Source organism: Cupriavidus sp. 09_S30 (assembly GCF_056930435.1).
Genome location: NZ_JBXOWI010000001.1, coordinates 1,046,192 through 1,067,310 on the forward strand (window position 1 = coordinate 1,046,192; position 21,119 = coordinate 1,067,310).

General features: G+C 67.0%; 20 protein-coding genes. 17 read left to right on the plus strand and 3 right to left on the minus strand.

Annotated features, from left to right (window positions below):
- Positions 1–16: 16 nt before the first annotated feature.
- Positions 17–991: an NADPH:quinone oxidoreductase family protein gene (locus AC1Z3O_RS04915; protein WP_483513989.1), complete on the minus strand. Its 975-nt coding sequence runs from the start codon at positions 989–991 to the stop codon at positions 17–19.
- 263 nt (positions 992–1,254) lie between these two features.
- Between AC1Z3O_RS04915 and surE the strand changes: the two genes are divergently transcribed.
- The 5 genes from surE to AC1Z3O_RS04940 are packed head-to-tail and all read left to right on the plus strand — an operon-like array spanning position 1,255 to position 5,798.
- Positions 1,255–2,007: a 5'/3'-nucleotidase SurE gene (gene surE / locus AC1Z3O_RS04920; protein WP_483513990.1), complete on the plus strand. Its 753-nt coding sequence runs from the start codon at positions 1,255–1,257 to the stop codon at positions 2,005–2,007.
- 37 nt (positions 2,008–2,044) lie between these two features.
- Positions 2,045–2,935: a protein-L-isoaspartate(D-aspartate) O-methyltransferase gene (locus AC1Z3O_RS04925; RefSeq protein ID WP_483513992.1), complete on the plus strand. Its 891-nt coding sequence runs from the start codon at positions 2,045–2,047 to the stop codon at positions 2,933–2,935.
- A gap of 8 nt (positions 2,936–2,943) precedes the next feature.
- Complete coding sequence (locus AC1Z3O_RS04930) at positions 2,944–3,786, plus strand: peptidoglycan DD-metalloendopeptidase family protein (RefSeq protein ID WP_483513993.1); 843 nt, start codon at positions 2,944–2,946, stop codon at positions 3,784–3,786.
- 6 nt (positions 3,787–3,792) lie between these two features.
- Positions 3,793–4,956 (plus strand): RNA polymerase sigma factor RpoS, encoded by a 1,164-nt coding sequence (gene rpoS, locus AC1Z3O_RS04935; protein WP_483513995.1) that lies wholly within the window; start codon positions 3,793–3,795, stop codon positions 4,954–4,956.
- Positions 4,953–5,798 (plus strand): 3'-5' exonuclease, encoded by an 846-nt coding sequence (locus tag AC1Z3O_RS04940; RefSeq protein ID WP_483513996.1) that lies wholly within the window; start codon positions 4,953–4,955, stop codon positions 5,796–5,798. Before rpoS ends, AC1Z3O_RS04940 begins: the two co-directional genes overlap by 4 nt.
- A 32-nt stretch (positions 5,799–5,830) precedes the next feature.
- On the opposite strand, the gene AC1Z3O_RS04945 is transcribed toward AC1Z3O_RS04940, so the two are convergent.
- Complete coding sequence (locus tag AC1Z3O_RS04945; protein ID WP_483513997.1) at positions 5,831–6,685, minus strand: endonuclease/exonuclease/phosphatase family protein; 855 nt, start codon at positions 6,683–6,685, stop codon at positions 5,831–5,833.
- Between the two features lie 208 nt (positions 6,686–6,893).
- On the opposite strand from AC1Z3O_RS04945, the gene rlmD reads away from it, so the two are divergent.
- A complete protein-coding gene (gene rlmD, locus AC1Z3O_RS04950; RefSeq protein ID WP_483517519.1) occupies positions 6,894–8,198 on the plus strand; it encodes a 23S rRNA (uracil(1939)-C(5))-methyltransferase RlmD in 1,305 nt (434 codons plus the stop codon).
- 77 nt (positions 8,199–8,275) lie between these two features.
- Here the strand turns inward: rlmD and AC1Z3O_RS04955 are convergent, their stop codons facing one another.
- Entirely contained in the window at positions 8,276–8,977 is a 702-nt protein-coding gene (locus tag AC1Z3O_RS04955) for a Bax inhibitor-1/YccA family protein (RefSeq protein WP_483513998.1), read from the minus strand.
- Positions 8,978–9,308: 331 nt separating this feature from the next.
- Here AC1Z3O_RS04955 and ndk point away from each other — a divergent pair, with 331 nt between their 5' ends.
- The 11 genes from ndk (at position 9,309) to hflX (ending at position 21,025) form a co-directional block, all read left to right on the plus strand.
- Positions 9,309–9,734 carry a nucleoside-diphosphate kinase gene (ndk, locus tag AC1Z3O_RS04960; RefSeq protein WP_483513999.1) on the plus strand — a complete coding sequence of 142 codons (426 nt, stop codon included), beginning with the start codon at positions 9,309–9,311 and terminating at the stop codon, positions 9,732–9,734.
- A gap of 88 nt (positions 9,735–9,822) precedes the next feature.
- A complete protein-coding gene (gene rlmN, locus AC1Z3O_RS04965; protein ID WP_483514001.1) occupies positions 9,823–10,986 on the plus strand; it encodes a dual-specificity RNA methyltransferase RlmN in 1,164 nt (387 codons plus the stop codon).
- Positions 10,983–11,762 (plus strand): type IV pilus biogenesis/stability protein PilW, encoded by a 780-nt coding sequence (pilW, locus tag AC1Z3O_RS04970; protein ID WP_483514003.1) that lies wholly within the window; start codon positions 10,983–10,985, stop codon positions 11,760–11,762. The genes rlmN and pilW overlap by 4 nt, the downstream gene beginning before the upstream one ends.
- Positions 11,755–12,819, plus strand: a complete 1,065-nt coding sequence (locus AC1Z3O_RS04975) for a helix-turn-helix domain-containing protein (protein WP_483514005.1) — start codon at positions 11,755–11,757, stop codon at positions 12,817–12,819. Before pilW ends, AC1Z3O_RS04975 begins: the two co-directional genes overlap by 8 nt.
- A gap of 42 nt (positions 12,820–12,861) precedes the next feature.
- Positions 12,862–14,154, plus strand: a complete 1,293-nt coding sequence (ispG, locus tag AC1Z3O_RS04980; RefSeq protein WP_483514007.1) for a flavodoxin-dependent (E)-4-hydroxy-3-methylbut-2-enyl-diphosphate synthase — start codon at positions 12,862–12,864, stop codon at positions 14,152–14,154.
- A 105-nt stretch (positions 14,155–14,259) separates the two neighbouring features.
- The gene (hisS, locus tag AC1Z3O_RS04985) at positions 14,260–15,567 is read left to right on the plus strand and encodes a histidine--tRNA ligase (protein ID WP_483517520.1); all 1,308 of its coding nucleotides are present in this window, start codon (positions 14,260–14,262) and stop codon (positions 15,565–15,567) included.
- An 87-nt stretch (positions 15,568–15,654) separates the two neighbouring features.
- The gene (locus tag AC1Z3O_RS04990; protein WP_483514009.1) at positions 15,655–16,287 is read left to right on the plus strand and encodes a YfgM family protein; all 633 of its coding nucleotides are present in this window, start codon (positions 15,655–15,657) and stop codon (positions 16,285–16,287) included.
- Between the two features lie 41 nt (positions 16,288–16,328).
- Positions 16,329–17,510 carry an outer membrane protein assembly factor BamB gene (bamB, locus tag AC1Z3O_RS04995; RefSeq protein ID WP_483514011.1) on the plus strand — a complete coding sequence of 394 codons (1,182 nt, stop codon included), beginning with the start codon at positions 16,329–16,331 and terminating at the stop codon, positions 17,508–17,510.
- Between the two features lie 218 nt (positions 17,511–17,728).
- Positions 17,729–19,072 (plus strand): ribosome biogenesis GTPase Der, encoded by a 1,344-nt coding sequence (der, locus tag AC1Z3O_RS05000; protein ID WP_483514012.1) that lies wholly within the window; start codon positions 17,729–17,731, stop codon positions 19,070–19,072.
- A 208-nt stretch (positions 19,073–19,280) separates the two neighbouring features.
- The gene (hfq, locus tag AC1Z3O_RS05005) at positions 19,281–19,520 is read left to right on the plus strand and encodes an RNA chaperone Hfq (RefSeq protein WP_012353158.1); all 240 of its coding nucleotides are present in this window, start codon (positions 19,281–19,283) and stop codon (positions 19,518–19,520) included.
- 239 nt (positions 19,521–19,759) lie between these two features.
- Positions 19,760–21,025 (plus strand): GTPase HflX, encoded by a 1,266-nt coding sequence (gene hflX / locus AC1Z3O_RS05010; RefSeq protein WP_483514014.1) that lies wholly within the window; start codon positions 19,760–19,762, stop codon positions 21,023–21,025.
- The last annotated feature ends 94 nt before the right edge of the window (positions 21,026–21,119 follow it).

Here is a 21,119-nt window from a genome sequence, read left to right on the forward strand (position 1 = left end):
TTGCGCGGCGGATGGCTCAGGGGACGATGACGATCTTGCCCGTCACCTTGCGCGCTTCCATGTCCTTGAGCGCCTGGGGGGCCTGCTCCAGCGGATAGCGCGCCGAGATGTGGGGGCGGATCTTGCCTTCCTTCATCCAGCCCAGCATCTGCGCCATATTGGCCTGGTTGGCCTTGGGCTCGCGCCGTACGAAGTCGCCCCAGAACACGCCGACCAGCGAGGCGCCCTTGAGCAAGGCGAGGTTCAGCGGGATCTTCGGGATCTCGCCATTGGCGAAGCCGATCACCAGGTAACGGCCGCGCCAGCCGATGGAACGGAAGGCCGGCTCGGCATAGATGCCGCCGACCGGGTCATAGATGACATCGGGCCCCTTGCCGTCGGTCAGTGCCTTGACGCGCTCGCGCAGGTCCTCGGTGCTGTAGTTGATCAGCGCGTCGGCACCGTGTTCCTTGCACACCGCGAGCTTCTCGTCGGTCGAGGCCGCGGCGATCACGCGCGCGCCGATGGCCTTGCCGATCTCGATCGCCGCCAGGCCCACGCCGCCCGCTGCGCCCAGCACCAGCATGGTCTGGCCGGCCTTCAGTTCGCCGCGGTCGACCACCGCGTGGTGCGAGGTGCCATAGGTCAGGGTGAAAGCCGCCGCCGTATCGAAGTCGATACCCGGGGGCATCGGCACCACGGCGCTGGCCGGCGCCTTGGCCTGGGAGGCGAAGGCGCCGTTGCCCAGGTAGGCGATCACCTTGTCGCCCGGCTTGACGTGTGTCACGCCTTCGCCGACGGCATTGACCACGCCGGCCAGCTCCGAGCCCGGCGAGAAGGGCAGCGCCGGCTTGGCCTGGTACTTGTTCTGGATGATGAGCACGTCGGGAAAATTGACTCCCGCGGCCTTGACGTCGATGACCACTTCCCCGGCGCCGGGCACCAGGTCGGGCAGGGTCTCGATGGTGAGGGAATCGGGCGGTCCCCAGGCTTTGCACAGTACGGCTTTCATCTTGTCTCCGGTGTTGGTGTCTCTGGCACGCTCGCGCGGCCGCGCGGCAGGGCAGAGCAAGTGTAGCGCAAAATAGCACGGTCGTTCTGTTCCGTGCCGTCGCGACGGCGGTGCCTGGCGGGAGGCTGCCGGGTGCTGGTTCGGGATGGCGTTCCACGGCTTGCGACTCGGCCGGGCCAGTGCCGCTTTTGCCGAATCTGCGGGCGCCCGGGAGGGGCGTTTCGGGGCCGCGAGGCGTCGCCGTGTCGGGTACAATCGCGCCCATGCATATCCTTCTCGCAAACGACGACGGCTACCTCGCGCCAGGGCTCGCGGCATTGCATGCCGCACTGACGCCGCTCGCGCGGGTCACGGTGATCGCACCCGAGCAGAACCACAGCGGGGCATCGAATTCGCTGACACTGCAGAGGCCGTTGTCGATCTACGAAGCGCGGGAAGGCGTGCAGAAGGGCTTCCGCTTCGTCAACGGCACGCCGACGGACTGCGTCCACATCGCGCTGACGGGCCTGCTGCAGGAAAAGCCCGACCTGGTGGTGTCCGGCATCAACCAGGGGCAGAACATGGGCGAGGACGTACTCTACTCGGGCACCGTCGCCGCTGCCATCGAGGGTTACCTGTTCGGTATTCCTTCCATCGCCTTCTCGCAGGTGGACAAGGGCTGGGACCAGCTCGACGCGGCGGCGCGCGTGGCGCGTACCATCGTGGAGCGTGCCATCGCGCATCCGCCCAAGGAGCCCTTCCTGCTCAACGTCAATATCCCGAACCTGCCATACGAGCATCTGCGCGGCTACCGGGCGACGCGGCTGGGCAAGCGCCATCCGTCGCAGCCGGTGATCACGCAGGTGAACCCGCGCGGCGAAACCAATTACTGGATCGGACCCTCGGGCGACGCACGCGATGCCAGCGAGGGCACGGATTTCCACGCCGCCGCCAACGGCTTCATCTCGCTCACCCCGCTGCAACTCGATCTCACCCACCGCGGCCAACTGGACCAGCTTAGCCAGTGGCTGCAATAGGCGTTCCGACAGTGTTCGCACGCTGCCTGCTGTACCCATGAATTCCACAACGCGCCGCCCGAAGTTTCCCCTGTCGCTGGACGCCGTGGTCGAGCGCAAGCCGGCCCCGGCGCGCACTGCCGGCATGCCGGCAGTCGGCGGCACGCGAGCCGGGGCCGCGGCCAAGGCCGGCGCCAAGCCGGTGGCGCCCGTCGTGGCGCCGGGCAGCGCCGTGGAGGCACGCGCGACGGCGGCGACCGCGGGCGGCGGCGGCATGGCATCGGATCGCGCGCGCGGCGCGCTGGCCGCGCGGCTTCGCGCCGGCGGCATTCGCGATGAGCGCGTGCTCAATGCCATCGGCGCGGTGCCGCGTCATCTGTTCGTCGACCCCGGCCTGGCTTCGCAGGCTTACGAGGATGCCGCGCTGCCGATCGGACACCAGCAGACCATCTCGAAGCCCTCGGTGGTGGCGCGGATGATCGAACTGCTGCGCGAGGAGCTGGCTCCCGATCAGCCGCTGGGCCGCGTGCTGGAGATCGGCACCGGCTGCGGCTACCAGGCCGCCGTGCTGAGCCTGGTGGCCAGCGAGGTTTTCTCGATCGAACGGATCCGCCCGCTGCATGAGCAGGCCAAAGCGAACTTGCGGCCGCTGCGCGTGCCAAATCTGCGCTTGCACTATGGCGACGGCATGCTGGGCCTGCCGCAGGTCGCGCCGTTTTCCGCCATCATCCTGGCGGCGGCGGGCATGGAGGTGCCGCAGGCTTTGCTCGAGCAGCTGGCTGTCGGCGGGCGCCTGATCGCGCCGGTGGCGGTGGTGCCGCCAGCCGGCGGGCCAGGGCAGACCGTGACGCAGCAGCTCCTGCTGATCGAGCGCCGCAACCGGCATCGCTTTCACCGGACCGCGCTTGAAGCCGTATTCTTTGTGCCCTTAAAATCGGGCACCATCTGAGTCGAACTATGCACAACATCGTGAAATCGGAACCTATCGCCCGCGCCGGGCGTCTCGCCCTCGCTTCCTCGCTGATCGGGTTGCTGGCGGCCTGCGCCTCGTCGCCGATGCCGGCTCCAGTGGTCGACAAGACGTCGACCGCCGCGGCCGCGGCGCCGCTTGAGCCGCCCCCGCCCGGATACTATCGGGTCAAGCGCGGCGATACCCTGTACCGGATCGCGCTGGAGAACGGCCAGTCCTATCGCGATGTGGCGGCCTGGAACAATCTCGCGAACGTGAACCAGATCGAAGTCGGCCAGATGCTGCGGGTGGTGCCCCCCGGCGTCGAACCCGGCACGCCGCAGGGCGTGTCGACCGCGCCGGTCGTCCCGGGCGGTGTGCAGGCGCAGCCGATCGACCAGGCCAAGCCGCTGCCGCCGGTGGCGACAACGCCGCCGGCCAGCACGTCACAGCCGGCCGCCGCCGCCTCGCAGCCGGCTGCCGACGGCAGTGTCAAGCTGGTCTGGCCGGCAACCGGTCAGGTGCTTGCCCGATTCGATGAAAAAGGTAACAAAGGCATCGATATTGCCGGCAAGCGGGGCGATCCCGTGCTGGCTGCCGATGATGGCCGCGTGATTCATGTGGGCCCCTTGCGCGGCTACGGGAATCTTGTCATCATCAAGCACAACGAGACATATCTAACTGCCTACGGCTACAACGACAAGGTTCTTGTGGCTGAGCAGTCGACGGTTCGCAAGGGTCAGAGGATCGCAGAAATGGGCAGCACGGACGCCGACCGTGTCAAGCTCCATTTCGAGGTTCGCAAGAACGGGAAGCCGGTTGACCCGATGCGCTATTTGCCGCCACAGTGAGGTTTCATGCCACGCCAGAAAACCGTCTCATCCGGAACCGCCAGCAGGACCCGCCGTCCCAAGCAGCCGGAAGTGAAGGCTGGCGTGGCGGCGGTCGAGCCCCAGGCCGAAACCTTCGGCCCGGAACTGGACGCGGCGGCCGAACTTGTCCCCCTCGCCGACGATCCCATTGCCGCCGGTGACGGCGCGCTCGGCACTGGCGAAATTCTGGGCGACGATGCCGAAGGGTCCATCCGCGACGACGACGAGGAGCGCGAGGAAGAGGAAGAAGGCGAGGAGAGCGGCGAAGCGTCCGCCGAGCACGATGACTTCCGCTCCGTGCTGCACACCGAACTCGCGGCGGATACCGTCCAGCACTATCTGAACCGGATCAGCATCAAGCCGCTGCTGTCGGCACCCGAGGAACTGCATTTTTCCACCCTGGCCAAGGATGGCGACTTTTCCGCGCGCCAGGTGATGATCGAGCGCAACCTGCGCCTGGTGGTCAGCATCGCCAAGGGTTATCTCAACCGCGGTGTGCCACTGCTCGACCTGATCGAGGAGGGCAACCTCGGGCTGATGCATGCCATCGAGAAGTTCGATCCATCGCGCGGCTTCCGCTTTTCCACCTATGCCACCTGGTGGATCCGCCAGAGCATCGAGCGCGCGATCATGAACCAGGCGCGCACGGTGCGCTTGCCCGTGCACGTGATCCGCGAGTTGAACCAGGTGCTGCGCGCCAAGCGCCATCTGGAGAAGAGCGGCACCGACGGGCGCGATGCCAGCCTCGAGGACATCGCCCACCTGCTGGGCAAGACGGCCGACGAGGTACAGGACGTGCTGGCGCTCAACGAGCACACCACCTCGCTGGACACGCCGTTCGACCTGGATCCCGGTTCCAGCCTGCTCGATTTCCTCTCCGACGAGCACAATGCGGCGCCGGACCAGGAGGTGGCGCACCGCGAGCTGGAAAACCTGATGAAGCTGTGGCTCGCACGGCTTTCCGAGAAACACCGCTATGTGGTGGAGCGCCGCTTCGGCCTCAACCACATCGAGCCGGCCACGCTCGAGGAGCTCGCCGAGGAAATGGGGCTGACGCGCGAGCGCGTGCGCCAGATCCAGCAGGAAGCGCTGGTCAAGCTCAAGCGGCACTTCGCCTCCCAAGGCGTGCGCAAGGACGCAGTTCTGTGACCCCTGTTTTGGTATTTGACATCGAGACTATTCCCGATGTCGCCGGCCTGCGCCGGCTCAATGACCATCCCGATTCGCTCAGCGACGCCGAAGTCGCCGAGTTGGCCTTCGCGGCGCGCCGCGAGAAGACCGGCAGCGATTTCCTGCCGCACTACCTGCAGCGCGTGGTGGCGATTTCCTGCGTCCTGCGGCGCAACCAGCGCGACGGCAGCGCCGTCTTTCATGTCGGCTCGCTCGGTTCGCCGGACGACGGCGAGGCGGTGCTGATCCAGAAGTTCTACGACCTGATCGCCCGCTACAGCCCGCAACTGGTGTCGTGGAACGGCGGCGGCTTCGACCTGCCCGTGCTGCACTACCGCGGACTGGTGCATGGCGTGACCGCGCCGCGCTACTGGGAAATGGGCGAGGGGCGTGACGACGACAGCCGCGACTTCAAGTGGAACAACTACATCAGCCGCTACCACATGCGGCACCTGGACCTGATGGACCTGCTCGCGATGTACCAGCCGCGCGCCTCCGCGCCGCTCGACGAGCTGGCCAAGCTGTGCGGCTTCCCGGGCAAGATGGGGATGGACGGCAGCAAGGTCTGGCAGGCTTTCCAGGATGGGCAGCTCGATGAGATCCGCGCCTATTGCGAGACCGACGTCGTCAACACCTACCTGGTGTACTGCCGTTTCCAGCTCATGCGCGGCGGCTTCACCGCGAAGGAGTTCGACCGCGAAGTCGAGTTCGTGCAGGAGTCGCTGGCCGAACTGCCCGGCCCGCAGTGGATGGAGTATCTGCGCGCCTTCCGCGTGACGCCGCTGCATGCCGGTGGCGAGGAAGAAGAGGCCGACTACTGAGGGCCGGCCCGCATTCCGCTGCGTCCATCCGCTCAGAGGGCCAGCGTGAGGCGCACGGGCTGGTGGTCTGACGCGGACGTGTCGCCGTTCACCTCGCAGCGCACGACGCTGTTCAGCAGGTCTTCCGTCACCAGCATGAAGTCGCAGGCGAACGGCGGCTCCGGCCACTGCTCCTTGTCATAGAGTGCGCAGGTGGGGGCGTGCTGCTGGCCAGGATGGGTTTGCAGCCATGCGTCGCGCCAGGCCGGCGTGCCGCCCTCGAACGGCGCCAGCAGGTGCCGCAGCGCCGGGTCATCGGGATGGCAGTTGAAGTCGCCGCACAGGACCGCCGCCGATGGCCGCGCCTCGGGCGTGAACGGCCCGGGGCGGCTCTCGGCCAGGCCCGGGTGGCGCGCATGCGCGCAAGCCTGTTGATGCCAGCCCCGCAGCGCCTCGGCCTGGGCAAGCCGCTGCGCTGCCGAATAGTATTCCAGGTGCGTGCAGATCACGCGCAGCCGATGGGTGCCGGCGATCAGCGTGGCCTCCAGCGCCACGCGCGGCATCGAAGCGACGCTGGGATCGGCGGGCCACGGCAGGGTGCGGCGAAACACTTCGCGTACAGGCAGACGGGTGGCGATCAGGTTGCCGAACTGTTTCGGCCTGCCATCGTCGTCGAAGCGGTCGACGCCCGGCGCGTAAAGCAGGCGATAGTCGGGCAGCAGCGCCGCGAGCTCGGCCACCTGGTCCTGGCCGGGGCTCCCGGCCAGTTCGCCGAAACCTCGCGTGACTTCCTGCAGGCACAGCACGTCGGCATCCGCCATCGCGCGCAGGACCTGCACCGTACGGGCCAGGTCGACTCTGCCATCGGCGCCGCGGCCCCACTGGATGTTCCAGTTGATCAGTTCCATGATGCACTCCCTCGGCCTTGGCCTGAGAACGGCGCGACCGGGCCTCGACTGGACTACAATCGCGCTTTCGCAAAACAATACGACAGCTTCCCTGGTGTCTCAAGCCGTGTCCTCTTCACAAGCCAAGCCTTCTCCGGGTGCCGCTGGCGCCGCTTCCGCCGCGCCGGCGCCCGCCGCCGACCCAACCGTGCAGATCGACAGCCTCGATATGGAGGCGCGTGGCGTCGGCCGCCTCGTGAATGAGGACGGTACGCCGGGCAAGGTGATCTTCGTCGAGGGCGCGCTGCCGGGCGAAACGGTCAGCTATCGCAGCTATCGCCGCAAGCCCAGCTACGAGCAGGCGCATCTGGTCGAGGTGAAGCAGGCGTCCGTGATGCGCGTCAAGCCGGGTTGCCAGCATTTCGGCGTGTGTGGCGGATGCTCGATGCAGCACCTGGATTCGCGCGCGCAGCTGGCGATCAAGCAGCGCATCCTGGAGGATAACCTCTGGCATCTGTCCAAGGTCCGGCCGGATGTGGTGTTCCGTCCGATCGCCGGTCCCGACTGGGGCTACCGCTACCGCGCGCGCCTGACGGTGCGCGATGTGGTCAAGAAGGGCGGGGTGCTGGTTGGCTTCCATGAGCGCAAGAGCAGCTACGTGGCCGACATGACGCGCTGCGAAGTGCTGCCACCGCATGTGTCGGCCCTGCTGGTGCCGCTGCGCGACCTGGTCGCCGGGCTGTCGATCCGCGACCGCATGCCGCAGATCGAGCTGGCCGTGGGCTCCGATGTGACGGCGCTCGTGCTGCGTGTGCTGGAGCCGCTCAATGAGGCGGACCATGATCTGCTGCGCGCGTTCGCCGATCGCCACGGCGTGCAGTTCTGGCTGCAGCCCAAGGGTCCGGATACCGTTGTGCCGTTCTATCCGCTGGATCGCGAGCTGGCCTATACCTTGCCGGAATTCGGCATTCGCATGCCGTTCAAGCCCACCGACTTCACCCAGGTCAATCACCAGATCAACCGGGTGCTGATCAGCCGGGCGCTGCGCCTGCTGGATGCCAAGCCGGGCGACCGCTTGCTCGACCTGTTCTGCGGCATCGGCAATTTCACGCTGCCGCTGGCCACCCAGGGCAGCTCGGTGATGGGCATCGAAGGCAGCGAGGCGCTGACCACGCGTGCGCTGGCCAATGCCAAGGTCAACGGGCTGGACCACAAGACCGAGTTCGCCTGCCGCAACCTGTTCGAGGTGGAGGCCGCCGACATCGCGGCGCTCGGCCGTTTCGACCGCTGGCTGGTGGATCCGCCGCGCGAAGGCGCTCTGGCGGTGTGCAAGGCGCTTGGCGATCTGGCGCAGCAGGGCAGCGACGTGCTGCCCGCGCGCATCGTCTATGTTTCCTGCAACCCCGCCACCCTGGCCCGCGATGCCGGCCTGCTGGTGCACGAGGCGGGCTACCGCCTGGCCGGCGCCGGCGTGGTCAACATGTTCCCGCATACCTCGCACGTCGAGTCCATCGCGGTGTTCGAGCGCGGCTGAGGCTGCGCGGGCAGCACGGGCAAAAAAAGAGCCGGCAGATGCCGGCTCTTTCTGTTTGCGGGTGTCTGCCGCGAGCGTCAGTCCCGGTTGCCGCCGAAGATGCCGAGCAGCGCCAGCAGGTTGGCGAAGACGTTGTAGACGTCCAGGTAGATCGCCAGCGTGGCGGTCACGTAGTTGGTCTCGCCGCCGTTGACCACGCGCTGCACATCGAACAGGATGTAGGCCGAGAAGATGCCGATGGCGATGACCGACACGGTGATCATCAGCGACGGCAGTTGCAGCCAGATATTGGCCACGCTGGCCAGCAGCAGCAGGATCACGCCGACGAAGAGGAACTTGCCCAGGCCGGAGAAATCCCGCTTGCTCACCGTTGCCACGGTCGCCATGGCGCCAAACACGGCTGCCGTGCCGCCGAAGGCATACATGATCAGTGCTGGGCCGTTGGAGAACTGCAGCGTGGCGCCGATCAGGCGGGACAGCATCAGCCCCATGAAGAAGGTGAAGGCCAGCAGCAGGGCCACGCCCATGCCGCTGTTCTTGGTCTTCTCGATGCCATAAAAGAAGGCGAAGGCGATGCCGAGGAAGAGGATCAGCGACAGGCCGGAGCGGCCGGCCATCAGGCTGAAGCCGCTGACGACACCGATCCAGGCGCCGAGCACCGTCGGGATCATCGAAATGGCCAGCAGCCAGTAAGTGTTGCGCAAGACCCGGTTACGCACCGCGACGTCGGTGACGCTTCCTGCATTGCCGAAACCGTAGGTGTTCAGCTTGTTATCCATGGTGACTCCTGTCTCGAATGGTGAGGCGCCGGGGCGACCCCGGGCCGGCACAGTGGCAATGTGGCATCGCGTAGCCCGAATTGCAAGGGGAGGGGCGACGAATTCGGCACTTTAAAGTGCCGAGACCTTCACTCCTGTCTGCGTTGGAGCGTGCAATGTGCCAATCTGTTCCCGACAATCATGGGTGCACCTAAATGTATGCTATAAGAGGCAAAGCCCGGTGCCTTCGCGACGTCTAACGCCGCGCGGCGTCTTGCGCCTTGCGGTCACGGTCTCGTGCTAGAATTGCGGGTTCAATCCAATTGTAACCCCTTCATTTTTCGGAGTTTTTATGGCGATCGAACGCACCCTCTCGATTATCAAGCCGGATGCCGTGGCCAAGAACGTCATCGGCCAGATCTATGCTCGTTTCGAGGCCGCCGGCCTGAAGGTCGTGGCAGCCAAGATGGTGCACCTGTCGCGCGGCGAAGCCGAGCAGTTCTATGCCGTGCACAAGGAGCGCCCCTTCTTCAAGGATCTGGTCGACTTCATGGTCTCCGGCCCGGTCATGATCCAGGCGCTGGAAGGCGAGAACGCCATCGCCAAGAACCGCGACCTGATGGGCGCCACCGACCCCAAGAAGGCCGAGAAGGGCACCATCCGCGCTGACTTCGCCGACAGCATCGACGCGAACGCCGTGCACGGTTCGGATGCGGCGGAAACCGCTGCCGTGGAAGTGGCTTTCTTCTTCCCGGGCATGAACGTATACGGCCGCTGATTGTCTCGCCTGGACCCCAGGTCTAGGTCTAGACTCAAAGCGCTCGGAACGATTCGAAACGCCAGTCAAGCAACACCAAGCTGCCCTCATGAACGATCTCGTTAACCTGCTCGACATGGATGCGGACGCGCTCACCGCCTATTGCGGTGAGCTCGGCGAGAAGCCGTTTCGTGCGCGGCAGCTGCAGCGCTGGATCCACCAGTTCGGTGCCAGCCGCTTCGACGCCATGTCGGATCTCGCCAAATCGCTGCGCGAGAAGCTCGCCACGCGAGCCGAGATCCGCGCGCCCGCGGTCATCACCGACCATGAGTCGGCGGACGGCACGCGCAAGTGGCTGATCGATGTCGGCGCCGGCGACGCGGTGGAGACGGTGTACATCCCCGAGGAAACGCGTGGCACGCTGTGCGTTTCCTCGCAGGCAGGCTGCGCCGTCAACTGCCGCTTCTGCTCCACCGGCAAGCAGGGCTTTTCGCGCAACCTGAGCACCGGTGAGATCATCGGCCAGCTGTGGATGGCGGAGTTCGCCATGCGCGCCAGGCTGGGCCGCGGCCCCAAGGACGACCGCGTCATCTCCAATGTGGTGATGATGGGCATGGGCGAACCGCTGCTGAACTACGACCAGGTCGTGCCTGCCATGCGCCTGATGCTGGACGACAACGCCTACGGCCTGTCGCGCCGCCGTGTCACGCTGTCCACCTCCGGCGTGGTGCCGATGATGGATCGCCTGGCCCACGACCTGCCGGTCGCGCTGGCGGTGTCGCTGCACGCATCCAACGACGCGCTGCGCGACATGCTGGTGCCGCTGAACAAGAAGTACCCGCTGGCCGAGCTGATGGCGGCATGCCGCCGCTACCTGGAGTTCGCGCCGCGCGATTTCATCACCTTCGAATACTGCATGCTGGATGGCGTCAACGACGGCGTCGAGCATGCGCGGGAACTGTTGAAGCTGGTGGCCGACGTGCCATGCAAGTTCAACCTGATTCCCTTCAACCCCTTCCCGGAATCCGGGCTCAAGCGCTCCAATAACGAGCAGATCCGCCGCTTTGCGCAGGTGCTGATGGATGCGGGCATCGTCACCACCATCCGCAAGACGCGCGGTGACGATATCGACGCCGCTTGCGGGCAGTTGGCGGGCGAGGTCAAGGACCGCACCCGCCTGGCCGAGCGCGGTAAGTTCGGCAAGATCACCCCGATCGTGCCGGCCGCGGCCGTCGGCGGTGACGGGCAGTCCCGGGAGGTTCGCCCTGCATGATGCGCCTGTTGATCGCGGCCCTGCTGGGGCTGGTGATGCTGACTGCCTGCCAGGCGCCGCGCGTGCCGGGGCAGGACGCACAGGCCGCAAACAGCCCGGCTGAACTCAAGCGGCGCGCCATCATCCGCCTCCAGTTGGCCACCAACTACATGGAGGCGGGGCAGAACACCGTCGCGCTGGAGGAGGCGCAGCAGGCCATCGCCATCGATCCCGGCCTGGCCGACGCCTACCACGTGCGCGCGCTCATCTACGCGAACATGAATGAACGCGGGCTGGCCGAGCAGAGCTTCCGCAGCGCGGTGTCGCTGCGCGAGAACGACGGCGACCTGCTGAACAACTACGGCTGGTTCCTGTGCCAGAACGGTCGCTTCCAGGACGCCGTGCCGATGCTTGAGCGCGCCGCTGCTGCGCCGTCGGCAAGTGGCCCGCTCAAGCCGCAGATCAGCCTCGGCGTCTGCCAGCTGCGCCGCGGCGACCTGGCTTCCGCCGAAAAGAGCCTGCAGAAGGCGCTCGCCTACGACCGCAACAACGCGGCGGCGCTCACCAACCTCGCGCAGGTGTATTACCAGCGCGGCGATTTCCAGCGTGCCTGGCAGACCGTCGGGCGCGTCAACGGTGGCAGTGCCGCCAGCGCGCAATCCCTCTGGCTGGGTGCGCGCATTGCTCACCGCCAGGGTGACACCGCCACGCAGGAAGCGATGGTCGCGCAGTTGCGCAGCCGCTTCCCGGAGTCGCCCGAACTGGCTGCATACGAACAAGGAGCATGGAATGAGTGAACAGGGGGAGCGCGTCGACAGCCAGGCGTCGGCCGTGGGCGCCGAGCGCGAGGCGGTCGCGCGCGAGATCGGAGCACGATTGGCCGAGGCCCGCGAGGCGCAGCGCCTGTCGGTCGAGGACGTCAGCGCGCGGCTCAAGGTGGCGGCGGGCAAGCTGGCCGCGCTCGAGGCAGGCCATCTTGAAGGGCTGCCCGATGTCATTTTCGCCAAGGGCGTGATGCGGGCCTATGCGCGCATGCTCCATGTCGACATCGATCCCCTGTTGGCACGCTTTCAGCCCAGGCCCGAACCGACGGTCGAGCTGGTCGCGCGCAGCGACGGCGGCCTGAACCAGAGTTTCGATGAGCGCCGCCGCTTTGCCTCGCGCGGTGCCGGTGCCTCGCGCAGTGCCGGCGGGCGCTGGGTCTGGCTCGCGCTGGTGGTGGTTGTGATCGGTGCCGGCGCCTATTTCGGCTTCGACCATGCGCGACAGTGGTTCGAAGCACGCAAGGACGCCATGAGTGCACCTCATGCCGATGAGCCCGCGCCGCCGCAGAGCGATGCGGCCACCGGCACGGTGACGGCGGCGCTGCCGCCGGTGATGAGCGGAGCCGACAGCCCCGCGCCGTCCGAAGATACCTCGGCAGCCAGTGCGCCTGCCGCCGCCCCGGCCCGAGTGGCCAGTGCGCCGACGGCCCCGGCCGCAGCAGCGCCGGCTCCGGCTCCGGCCGCGGCGACCGCTGCAACGGCTACGACCGCTACAACCGCTACAACCGCGGCAGCCCCGGCAGCCCCGGCAGCCCCGGCAGCCCCGGCGGCAACGCCTGTGCCGGCCGGCGCAGGCGAGCTGCAGATCCGCTTCGCGGCCGACACCTGGTACGAGATCCGCGATCGCCGCGGCAAGGTCGTGCTCGGCGGTACGGCCAAGGCCGGGCAGGAAGTCAGCGGCGGCGGCGAAGCACCGTACAAGGTTGTGATCGGCAACGTCAAGGGTATCGGGTCGATGACCCGCAACGGCACGCCGGTCGACCTGCAGGCGGCCAACCGCAACAACGTGGCGCGCCTGACGCTGCCCTGAGGACAGGGCGCGGGCGAACTGTATAGCAAGGTGGGAATTACCATGAACGAACAGGCCTGTATGCCGGTACTGCCCGGCCCGCTGCCGCGCCGGCAATCGCGCCAGGCGCGCATCGCATGGGGCGACAATATCGTCACCATCGGTGGTGGCGCGCCGGTGCGCGTGCAGTCGATGACCAACACCGACACCGTCGACGCGATCGGCACCGCCATCCAGATCAAGGAACTGGCGCGCGCCGGTTCCGAGATCGTGCGCATCACGGTCAATACGCCCGAAGCCGCGGCGGCCGTGCCGGCCATCCGCGAGCAGCTCGACCGCATGGACGTGAACGTGCCGCTGGTGGGCGATTTCCACTACAACGGCCACAAGCTGCTGCAGGACCACCCGGCCTGCGCCGAGGCGCTGTCGAAGTACCGCATCAACCCCGGCAACGTCGGCCAGGGCGCCAAGCGCGACACGCAGTTCGCGCAGATGATCGAGATGGCCTGCCGCTACGACAAGCCGGTACGCATCGGCGTGAACTGGGGCAGCCTGGACCAGGACCTGCTGGCCCGCATCATGGACGAGAACGCCGGCCGTGCTGAGCCGTGGCCCGCGCAGAGCGTGATGGTGGAGGCGCTGATCACCTCGGCCATCGAGTCGGCGAAGAAGGCCGAAGAGATCGGCCTGTCCGGCGACCAGATCATCCTGTCGTGCAAGGTTTCGCAAGTGCAGGAACTGATCGCGGTCTACCGCGAACTGGCACGCCGCTGCGACTACGCGCTCCATCTGGGCCTGACCGAGGCCGGCATGGGCAGCAAGGGCATCGTGGCCTCGACGGCGGCGCTGTCGGTGCTGCTGCAGGAAGGCATCGGTGACACCATCCGCATCTCGCTGACGCCCGAACCGGGCGCGCCGCGCGAGAAGGAAGTCTACGTGGGGCAGGAGATCCTGCAGACCATGGGCCTGCGCAACTTCACCCCGATGGTGATTGCCTGCCCGGGTTGCGGTCGCACCACCAGTACGGTGTTCCAGGAACTGGCGGCCAGCATCCAGTCCTACCTGCGCGAGCAGATGCCGGTGTGGAAGACTGCTTACCCCGGTGTCGAGGAAATGGACGTGGCCGTGATGGGCTGCATCGTCAACGGTCCCGGCGAGAGCAAGCATGCCAACATCGGCATCTCGCTGCCGGGCTCGGGCGAATCGCCGGCGGCACCGGTGTTCGTCGACGGCGTCAAGGTGAAGACGCTGCGCGGCGAGCGCATCGCCGAGGAGTTCCAGGCCATCGTCGACGAATATGTGCGCACGCACTATGGACCGGATGCCGCGCAGGCGGCGACCGAAGCGGCAGCCTGAAGGGCGCCGCGCGCAAGATTGGACAAGATGAGTGAATCCGTGAATCAGGCGGCTGTCGCTGCCAACGCTGCCAATACCGAGGCCAACGGCAAGGCCGCCAAGCCGATGCAGGCCATCAAGGGCGTGAAGGGCATGAACGACATGCTGCCCGCCGACGCCGCGCTGTGGGAGCATTTCGAGAACGCCGCGCGTGCCATGCTGCGCGCCTACGGCTACCAGCAGCTGCGCACCCCCATCGTCGAGCATACGCAGCTGTTCGTGCGCGGCATCGGCGAAGTGACCGATATCGTCGAGAAGGAAATGTACTCCTTCACCGATGCGCTGAACGGCGAGAACCTGACGCTGCGCCCCGAGGGCACGGCGGCGGCGGTGCGCGCCACCATCGAGCACAACCTGCTGTATGACGGCCCGAAGCGGCTCTGGTACACCGGCCCGATGTTCCGCCATGAGCGTCCGCAGCGCGGCCGCTACCGCCAGTTCCACCAGCTCGGCGCCGAGGCGCTCGGCTTCGCCGGCCCCGACGTCGATGCCGAGATCATCCTGATGTGCCAGCGGCTGTGGGACGACCTCGGCCTGGTCGGCGTGCGGCTCGAGCTGAACTCGCTCGGCCAGGCGCACGAGCGTGCCGCCCACCGCGAAGAGCTGATCAAGTATCTCGAAGGCTTCCAGGACATCCTCGACGAGGACAGCAAGCGCCGCCTGTACACCAATCCGCTGCGCGTGCTGGATACCAAGAATCCGGCCCTGCAGGAGATGGCGTCGAACGCGCCCAAGCTGATCGACTTCCTCGGCGAGGAGTCGCTGGCCCACTTCGAGGGCGTGCAGCGCCTGCTCAAGGCCAACAACGTGCCGTTCACCATCAACCCGCGCCTGGTGCGCGGGCTGGACTACTACAACCTGACCGTGTTCGAGTGGATCACCGACAAGCTCGGCGCGCAGGGCACCATCGCCGGCGGCGGCCGCTATGACCCGCTGATCGCGCAGATGGGCGGCAAGCCGGCGCCGGCCTGCGGCTGGGCGATGGGCATCGAGCGCATCATCGAGCTGATCCGCGAGGAAGGCCTGGTGCCGGAGGCCGAGGGCTGCGACGTCTATGTGGTGCACCAGGGCACGGCTGGTGCCGAGCGCGCGATGATCGCGGCCGAGCGCCTGCGCGATACCGGGCTGGACGTGCTGCTGCATGCCACCACCGACGGCAAGAGCGGCAGCTTCAAGTCGCAGATGAAACGTGCCGACAGCAGCGGTGCGGCCTACGCCGTTATCATTGGCGAGGACGAGGTCGCTGCCGGCGTGGCGCAGGTCAAGGAGCTGCGCAGCGGCGCGCAGGCCGAAGGCGGCGGGCAGCAGGTTTCGGTGCCGCTGGAAGAACTGGTCGACTACGTGGTCGACGCCATGGTCGGCGCCACCGAGTAAGGCGGCGCAGGCCAGCAGGACAGGGCGCCGCGCGCGCCCATCGACACCCATCCAACGCGACAAACTCTCTCCGGTAGACGCCTCGACATGGCTTACGATCTAGAAGAACAGGAACAGCTTGAGAGCCTCAAGGCCTGGTGGCGCCAGTACGGCAATGCGCTGACCTGGCTGGTCATTGCCTGCCTGCTGGCCTTCGCGGGCTGGAACGGCTGGAAGTACTGGCAGCGCAAGGAGTCCGGCGAGGCCGCCGTGCTCTATGAGCAGGTGCTCAAGGGGGCCGACGCCCGCGACGTGGCGCTGGTCAAGCGCGCCGCCAGCGACCTGGAAGGGAAGTTCGGCAAGACCGCCTACGGTCCGATGACCGCCATGGTGGCGGCCAAGGTGTTGTACGATGCCGGCGATTCCGCATCGGCCAAGGCGCAGCTGCAGTGGGCGATCGACCACGGCAATGCCGAGTATGCCAGCCTGGCGCGCGTGCGCCTGGCCGGCGTGCTGCTTGATGAAAAGGCGTATGACCAGGGGCTGTCGCTGCTCGCCGGCGAGGCGCCGGCAGCCTTTGCGGCGCTCTACGCTGACCGCCGCGGCGACCTGCTGGCCGCCCAGGAGAAGCGGGCCGACGCCCGTACTGCCTACCAGCAGGCGCTCGACAAGCTTGGCAGCGGTGACGCCGCGATGCGGCAGATCATCCAGTTCAAGCTGGACGCGCTCGGCACCGCCTGAGCCGGCGCGGCGCGTTCCAACCCATTCAACAACGGAACCCTATGACGTCATTGCTTTTCGGAGTCGGAGTCGTCCCCAGCCAGCGCCGCGGCGCGTTCGCCCGCGCCGTGGTGGCCGGGGCCTGCCTGGCCGCGCTGGGCGGCTGTTCGCTGTTCAGCAAGGAAGACAAGCACCCGCCCGCCGAGCTCAAGCCGATCACGTCGACGCTGTCGGTGCGCCAGGCCTGGAAGGCCGGCGTCGGCAAGAGCGGGCCGTACACGCTGCAGCCCGCCGTGGCCGAGGGCAACGTCTACGCCTCGTCCAATGGCGGCAAGGTGAAGGCGTTCGACGGCGCCAGCGGCCGCGTGCTGTGGGAGGCCGAGACCGATATCGACCTGACCACGGGCCCGGGCAGCGACGGCAACGTGACCGCGGTGGCCGGCGAGAAGGGCGTCGTCTATGCCTTCGACAACAGCGGCAAGCAGATCTGGAAGAAGCAGGTCAACGGCGAGGTGCTGTCGACGCCGCTGGTCGGCAACGGTCTGGTGGTGGTCCGCACCACCGATACGCGGGTGCTCGGCCTGGACGCGCAGAGCGGCGACCGCCGCTGGATCTACCAGCGCTCGCAGGCGCCGCTGAACCTGCGCGCCGGCATGGGCATGGTGTTCGCCGGCGACGGCATCGTGATGGGGTTCCCGGGCGGCAAGCTCGGCGTGCTGGCACCGGCCAATGGCGTGCTGCGATGGGAGAGCACCATCTCCTATCCCAAGGGCGTGTCCGAGATCGAGCGCCTGAACGACGTGACCGGCACGCCGATGGTGCTGGGGCGCCAGGTGTGCGCGACCACCTTCCAGGGCCGGGTGGCCTGCCTGGAGCTGGCGAATGGCCAGCCGCAGTGGGGGCGTGATTTCTCCTCGCCGACCGGCCTGACGCAGGACGAGACCACGCTGTTTGCCAGCGACGACCGCTCGGAAGTCCACGCCTTCGACCGCCAGAACGGCAACGAGCGCTGGAAGGCCGACCAACTGCTGTACCGCCGCCTGGGCATGCCGAGCGTGGTGGGCCGCTCGGTGGTGATGGGCGATTTCGAAGGCTATGTGCATTTCCTGTCGCGCGACGACGGCCAGGAGGTGGCGCGGATGAAGACCGATGGCAGCGCGATCAGCGCGGCCCCGGTGCTGGCCGGCCAGACCCTGGTGGTGCAGACGCGCGACGGCAATCTTTACGGCTACGTGCCGGACTGACCGGCGGCGCGGCGCCAGCCGCGCGCCAAGACACGGCGAACGCCCGCGCACCTGTCGGCGCGGACGGCGCTGATCCGGTAGCATGATCCGCACCGCTGGTGCAGAGGATCCCGACAGGACAAGCGGCCGGCCGCGCCTTTGCGCTGCCGGGCGTCGGACCAATATGACTCCGGAGATCGGGGGGGCGGCATGTGCCGGCCCCCGCTTCCATTTTTTGCATGAAACCAGTTATCGCACTCGTCGGCCGCCCCAATGTGGGTAAGTCGACGCTATTCAATCGCATGACCCGCTCGCGCGACGCCCTCGTCGCCGACCTGCCAGGCCTGACGCGCGACCGCCACTACGGCGAGGGGCGCATCGGCGAGCGGCCCTTCATCGTCATCGACACCGGTGGCTTCGAGCCGGTGGCCAAGGACGGCATCATGGCGGAGATGGCCAAGCAGACCCGCCAGGCCGTGGTCGAGGCCGATGTCGTGATCTTCATCGTCGACGGCCGCCTGGGCATGGCGCCGCAGGACCGCGTCATCGCCGACTACCTGCGCAAGACGGGCCGGCGCGTGATGCTAGCCGTCAACAAGGCCGAGGGCATGAAGTACACGTCGGTGGCGGCGGACTTCTACGAGCTGGGCATGGGCGACCCCTATGCCATCTCGGCGACGCATGGCGACGGCGTGCGCGAACTGGTCGACGAGGCGCTGGAACTCGCGGTGCAGGAGCGCCCCGAGCTGGCCGAAACGGATGACGCCGGCACGCGCGGCACCAAGATCGCCATCGTCGGGCGGCCGAACGTAGGCAAGTCCACGCTGGTCAACACACTGATCGGCGAAGACCGGGTGATCGCCTTCGACATGCCGGGCACGACGCGCGATGCCATCTACGTGGAATTCGAGCGTGGCGGCAAGCCGTACACCCTCATCGACACGGCCGGCCTGCGCAAGCGCGGCAAGGTGTTCGAGGCCATCGAGAAATTCTCGGTGGTCAAGACCTTGCAGTCGATCGACGATGCCAACGTCGTGGTGCTGCTGCTCGATGCCCAGCAGGATGTCTCCGAGCAGGATGCCCATATCGCCGGCTTCATCGTGGAGTCGGGCAGGGCGCTGGTGGTCGGGGTCAACAAATGGGACGGCATGGACGGTCACGCCCGCGACCGGATCAAGCACGATCTGCAGCGCAAGCTGCAGTTCCTGGACTTTGCCAACTTCCACTTCATCTCGGCGCGCGAGCGCACCGGCATCGGCGCACTGATGCGTTCGGTGGACGAAGCCTACGCCGCGGCCATGATCAAGTTGCCCACACCGCGGCTCACGCGCGTGCTGGAGGAAGCCGTGCAATTCCAGCAGCCGCGCCGTGTCGGTGCGACCCGGCCAAAGCTGCGCTACGCGCACCAGGGTGGTTCCAACCCACCCATCGTCGTGGTGCACGGGAACTCGCTGTCGGGGGTGCCGGAAACCTACCGCCGCTACCTCGAGAACCGCTTCCGTGCAGCCTTCAACCTCAAGGGCACCCCGCTGCGCATCGAATTTCGCACGAACAAAAATCCGTTTGCGGAATCGAAGGAGTGAGCCGGCAAGGGAGGCGTTTGCCCCGGCAAGTTTCGTTTGCGTTCGTTTGGAACTGCGGCTAAATTCACGTAAGCGGGGCCGCCCGCCTGTCGAAACCGGCTTGGTACCGTTTTGTTTTTTTTCTGGCGCGTCTTTGCGCCGATTGACTTGAAATCGGGGACTTGCGTCCCCATTGATTATCACTAAACCTATAAATTTGGAGTGTGCCATGAGTAACAAAGGGCAACTGCTACAAGACCCGTTCCTGAACGCGCTGCGCAAGGAGCACGTGCCGGTTTCCATCTACCTCGTCAATGGCATCAAGCTGCAGGGCAATATCGAGTCCTTCGACCAGTACGTCGTCTTGTTGCGCAACACGGTGACGCAGATGGTCTACAAGCATGCGATCTCCACCGTTGTTCCGGCGCGCGCGGTCAATTTCCGCGTTGATGATTCCGCCGAAGCCTGATCTCAGGGCGTACGCTATCGTCGGCCGTGCGCTCGCGCGGCCGCCACTGATTATCGGATCGGTGCCGCTGTCCTGCGAGGGCGGCGGCGCCGTTCTTGGTTTTGCCCTATCCGGTGCGCCGACTCGGCGGCCGTGGCCCGGTTCCGCCCTTGCGAGGCTGTCCGCCCCATGTCGCGGGGGCCCGCGCCTTCCCGGCTATTCCAACCCATTCTCCCCCCGGCGCCCGTCGCCCATCCCGCTTGCAACCCAGAGAAACTTCTAATTCCGCGCCCATGCGCGCTGTCCTGGTCGGTGTCGACTTCGGCAAGCACGACTTTCAGGAAAGCCTCGGCGAACTCGCCTTGCTGACCTCGACGGCAGGGTCGGTGCCAGTGCACACGCTGACCGGCAAGCGCTCGCGTCCGGATCCGTCGCTCTTCATCGGCTCGGGCAAGGCCGAGGAACTGAAGGAGGCCGTCGAAGCGCTCGATGCTGACGTGGTGGTGTTCAACCACGCCCTGAGCCCGGCCCAGCAGCGTAACCTGGAGCGCTTCCTGCAGCGATACGTGATCGACCGCACCGGCCTGATCCTGGACATCTTCGCGCAGCGCGCGCAGAGCCATGTGGGCAAGGTGCAGGTGGAGTTGGCCCAGGTCCAGTACCAGGCGTCGCGCCTGGTGCGGGCATGGAGCCACCTGGAGCGGCAGAAGGGTGGTATCGGCATGCGAGGCGGCCCCGGCGAGCGCCAGCTCGAACTGGACCGCCGCATGCTGGACGACCGCGCCAAGCGGCTCAAGGCGGACCTGGCGCGGCTGCAGCGCCAGCACAGCATGCGCCGGCGCGCGCGCGTGCGCAACGACACCCTGAGCATCTCGCTGGTCGGCTATACCAACGCCGGTAAGTCGACCCTGTTCAACGCGCTGACCAAGGCGCGCGCCTACGCCGCGGACCAGCTGTTCGCCACGCTCGACACCACTTCGCGCCGGCTTTACCTGGAGGGGCTGGGGAACGTGGTGCTGTCCGACACCGTGGGTTTCATCCGCGACCTGCCCACCCAGCTGGTGGCGGCCTTCCGCGCCACGCTGGACGAAACCGTGCATGCCGACCTGCTGCTACACGTGGTCGATGCGTCGAGCTCGGTGCGGCATGAGCAGGTCGAACAGGTCAACCGCGTGCTCGCGGAAATCGACGCCGCCGGCATCCCGCAGATCGTGGTCATGAACAAGATCGATGCCGCGCCCGAGCTGGCCGACCAGGGCCCGCTGGTGGAGCGCAACGAGGACGGCGTGCCGGTGCGCGTGTTCGTCAGCGCGCGCGACGGCATCGGCCTGGACACGCTGCGCGGTGCCCTTGTGGAGGTGGCGCACTGGCTGGCGGAGCGGCCTGCCGAGCCCGAGCCGATCGATCCGCGCCTGGCGCACCTGGCCGACATCACGTCCATGGAGGACGGCTCTGACGAGGCGGACTGGTTCGAGGCCGATGAGGGTGACGAGGGCGCTGGCCCCGGCCCGAACACGGTCCGTTAGCCGCCATTCGCCGGCAGTTTGGCTGAATTCGCCAAATGTGGCGTGGATGACTGCTAGAATCCCCCTGTTACAAACTTCCCGGACCCGTGCACTT

What these genes read in the sequence shown, in the direction of transcription:
- hisS (WP_483517520.1), top strand. Translation starts at nt 14,260, where the DNA reads ATGCAGGCCATCAAGGGCGTGAAGGGCATGAACGACATGCTGCCCGCC.
- AC1Z3O_RS04945 (WP_483513997.1), bottom strand. Translation starts at nt 6,685, where the DNA reads ATGGAACTGATCAACTGGAACATCCAGTGGGGCCGCGGCGCCGATGGC.
- pilW (WP_483514003.1), top strand. Translation starts at nt 10,983, where the DNA reads ATGATGCGCCTGTTGATCGCGGCCCTGCTGGGGCTGGTGATGCTGACT.
- hfq (WP_012353158.1), top strand. Translation starts at nt 19,281, where the DNA reads ATGAGTAACAAAGGGCAACTGCTACAAGACCCGTTCCTGAACGCGCTG.
- AC1Z3O_RS04955 (WP_483513998.1), bottom strand. Translation starts at nt 8,977, where the DNA reads ATGGATAACAAGCTGAACACCTACGGTTTCGGCAATGCAGGAAGCGTC.
- AC1Z3O_RS04930 (WP_483513993.1), top strand. Translation starts at nt 2,944, where the DNA reads ATGCACAACATCGTGAAATCGGAACCTATCGCCCGCGCCGGGCGTCTC.
- surE (WP_483513990.1), top strand. Translation starts at nt 1,255, where the DNA reads ATGCATATCCTTCTCGCAAACGACGACGGCTACCTCGCGCCAGGGCTC.
- AC1Z3O_RS04975 (WP_483514005.1), top strand. Translation starts at nt 11,755, where the DNA reads ATGAGTGAACAGGGGGAGCGCGTCGACAGCCAGGCGTCGGCCGTGGGC.
- AC1Z3O_RS04925 (WP_483513992.1), top strand. Translation starts at nt 2,045, where the DNA reads ATGAATTCCACAACGCGCCGCCCGAAGTTTCCCCTGTCGCTGGACGCC.
- rlmN (WP_483514001.1), top strand. Translation starts at nt 9,823, where the DNA reads ATGAACGATCTCGTTAACCTGCTCGACATGGATGCGGACGCGCTCACC.
- rlmD (WP_483517519.1), top strand. Translation starts at nt 6,894, where the DNA reads ATGGAGGCGCGTGGCGTCGGCCGCCTCGTGAATGAGGACGGTACGCCG.
- ndk (WP_483513999.1), top strand. Translation starts at nt 9,309, where the DNA reads ATGGCGATCGAACGCACCCTCTCGATTATCAAGCCGGATGCCGTGGCC.
- bamB (WP_483514011.1), top strand. Translation starts at nt 16,329, where the DNA reads ATGACGTCATTGCTTTTCGGAGTCGGAGTCGTCCCCAGCCAGCGCCGC.
- AC1Z3O_RS04990 (WP_483514009.1), top strand. Translation starts at nt 15,655, where the DNA reads ATGGCTTACGATCTAGAAGAACAGGAACAGCTTGAGAGCCTCAAGGCC.
- der (WP_483514012.1), top strand. Translation starts at nt 17,729, where the DNA reads ATGAAACCAGTTATCGCACTCGTCGGCCGCCCCAATGTGGGTAAGTCG.
- rpoS (WP_483513995.1), top strand. Translation starts at nt 3,793, where the DNA reads ATGCCACGCCAGAAAACCGTCTCATCCGGAACCGCCAGCAGGACCCGC.
- ispG (WP_483514007.1), top strand. Translation starts at nt 12,862, where the DNA reads ATGAACGAACAGGCCTGTATGCCGGTACTGCCCGGCCCGCTGCCGCGC.
- AC1Z3O_RS04915 (WP_483513989.1), bottom strand. Translation starts at nt 991, where the DNA reads ATGAAAGCCGTACTGTGCAAAGCCTGGGGACCGCCCGATTCCCTCACC.